The 2,078-nt window shown below is 75.8% G+C and carries 2 protein-coding genes and 1 pseudogene; 2 read left to right on the top strand and 1 reads right to left on the bottom strand.

The genetic code is table 11. The features are described 5' to 3' along the window. Positions 1 to 391: 391 nt before the first annotated feature. Positions 392 to 757 (bottom strand): annotated as a pseudogene (locus OOT08_RS11345) (RNA-binding S4 domain-containing protein); the annotation flags it as partial. 62 nt (positions 758 to 819) lie between these two features. On the opposite strand from OOT08_RS11345, the gene OOT08_RS11350 reads away from it, so the two are divergent. Further along, complete coding sequence (locus OOT08_RS11350) at positions 820 to 1,467, top strand: YigZ family protein (RefSeq protein WP_325092742.1); 648 nt, start codon at positions 820 to 822, stop codon at positions 1,465 to 1,467. 234 nt (positions 1,468 to 1,701) lie between these two features. After that, a partial coding sequence (locus OOT08_RS11355) for an ATP-binding cassette domain-containing protein (protein WP_325092743.1) occupies positions 1,702 to 2,078 on the top strand: 377 nt, incomplete at its 3' end.

Consider the following 2,078-nt stretch of genomic DNA (forward strand, 5'->3'; position numbering starts at 1 on the left):
CGCGGAGGGCAAGCTCTCCGTGACCGGTGCGGACCTCGCCGGGTTGGCCATCGCGGGCATCGTCCTGCTCGGCCTGGGCGCCCTGCTGGCCGCCCGCCGGAAGCGGGCCGAGAGCTAAGCTCCCGCCGGCTTCCCGGAGCCTCTCCGGGAGGCCACCCCACGAGCACGGGGCTCGCCGCGACAGCGGCGGGCCCCGCGCTCGTTGCGGTTCCGGGGCTGGCGGGGCCCGGGATCGGGCACGTCCCGCCTCGGCCGTGCCGCCGCGGAAACGGCGCTAGTGCTCAGTCCGTGGGAAGCTGTCGTCCTGGGCGGCGGGCTCGGCGGTGCCGGAGCGGTCCGGGCCCGGCTCGGCCGGAGGAGCGAGGAGGTCGCCGAGCGCGGCGCTGTCGAGCTCGCGGCCGCGCAGGCGGTCGAGATCCCGGCGCTCGCGCTTGGTGGGGCGCCCGGCGCCGCGGTCGCGGACCGGGAGCAGCGCCCGCTCCTCGCGGGGGAGCGGCGGCGGGGTGAGGTCCTCGAAGCAGGTCCGGGCCTGCTCGGCGCTGCCGCGTTTCGTGGCGAGGCCCGTGACGCGGTAGATCCGATCGAAACCGTGCAGGCGGATCCGCACCACGTCGCCGATGCGCACCGGCTGGGCGGCCTTCGCCGCGGTGTCGTTCAGGCGGACGTGCCCGGCCCGGCAGGCCGTGGTTGCCTGGGACCGCGTCTTCACGAGGCGGACGGCCCAGACCCAGCTGTCGATCCGCACGCTCTCGCTCATGCCCCGATGCTACCGCGTGCGCGGCTTGCCCGCCCCGGGCCCCGGGGTGGGACAATGGGCGAGTGAGCGCAAACCGGTACGAGACGATCCTGCTCCCGGTCGACGCCGAACAGGAGATCAACCGCTCCCGCTTCCTCTGCCGCCTGGAGCGGGTCGCTGACGAGGACGCGGCGCGCGCGGTGATCCAGGCGGTTCGTGCCGAGCACCCGCGCGCCCGGCACCACTGCTCCGCGTTCGTGATCGGGCACGACGCCCGCCTGCAACGCTCGAACGACGACGGTGAGCCGAGCGGCACCGCGGGTGCCCCCATGCTCGACGCCCTCGTCTCCGCGGGGCTGAGCGACGTCGTCGCCGTCGTCACCCGGTACTTCGGGGGCGTGCTGCTCGGCGCGGGCGGCCTCACCCGCGCCTACCGTTCCTCGGTCGCCGGGGCCGTGCTCCTCGCCGAGCGGGTGACCCGGGAGGCGCGGCAGCTCGCCACGGTGACGAGCGACTACGCGACCGCCCCCGCGATCGAAGCGGAGGCCCGCCGCCGTGGCTGGGGGATCGAGGGCAGCGACTACGGCGCCGAGGTCCGCAGCCGCCTGCGCCTGCCCCCGGCGGAGACGGAAACGCTGCTGGCCCGGGCCGCCGAGCTGAGCGCCGGGGCCGCCCGCGTCGAGCTCGCCGACACCGCCTTCGTGGACCTCCCCGGCACCGCCGGGGCCTGAGGCGAACGCGGCGGCCCGCGCCCTCGCGTGCCCCCTCGCGCCGCCACGCGCAGGCCGCAGGGCAGGCCGGCGCCGCCCGCCAGGATCGGCTCGCCATACCTGGGTGCCGCCCGCGAGCGGCGCAGAGATCATCCTCTGGTCTGACCCCTCGGCATCCGTTCCGGTACCGACGTCGGACGCGCGCACCCCCGGGTCATCCGTAGCGTTGAGGCTATCGTCAACCGAGGAGGAACCATGATCGAGGCACAGGGCCTGACCAAGCGGTACGGCCGCAAGACCGCCGTGGACCAGGCCAGCTTCACCGTGCGCGAGGGCGCCGTGACCGGCTTCCTCGGCCCGAATGGCGCGGGCAAGTCCACCGCGATGCGCCTGATGGTCGGCCTGGACAACCCCACCGCCGGCACCGTGACCATCGCGGGCCGCCCCTACGCCGAGCACGCGAATCCGATGCTCCTCGTCGGCGCGCTCCTCGATGCGAAGGGCGTGCACCCCGGCCGCTCCGCCCGCAGCCACCTGCGCGCGCTCGCCGCGACGCACGGCATCCCCGACGCCCGGGTGAGCGAGGTGCTGGAGATGACCGGCATCGCCGCGGTCGCCAACAAGCGCGTCGG

Origin of the sequence: Leucobacter sp. M11, assembly GCF_035726885.1 — a bacterium.
GTDB lineage: Bacteria > Actinomycetota > Actinomycetes > Actinomycetales > Microbacteriaceae > JAPFRB01.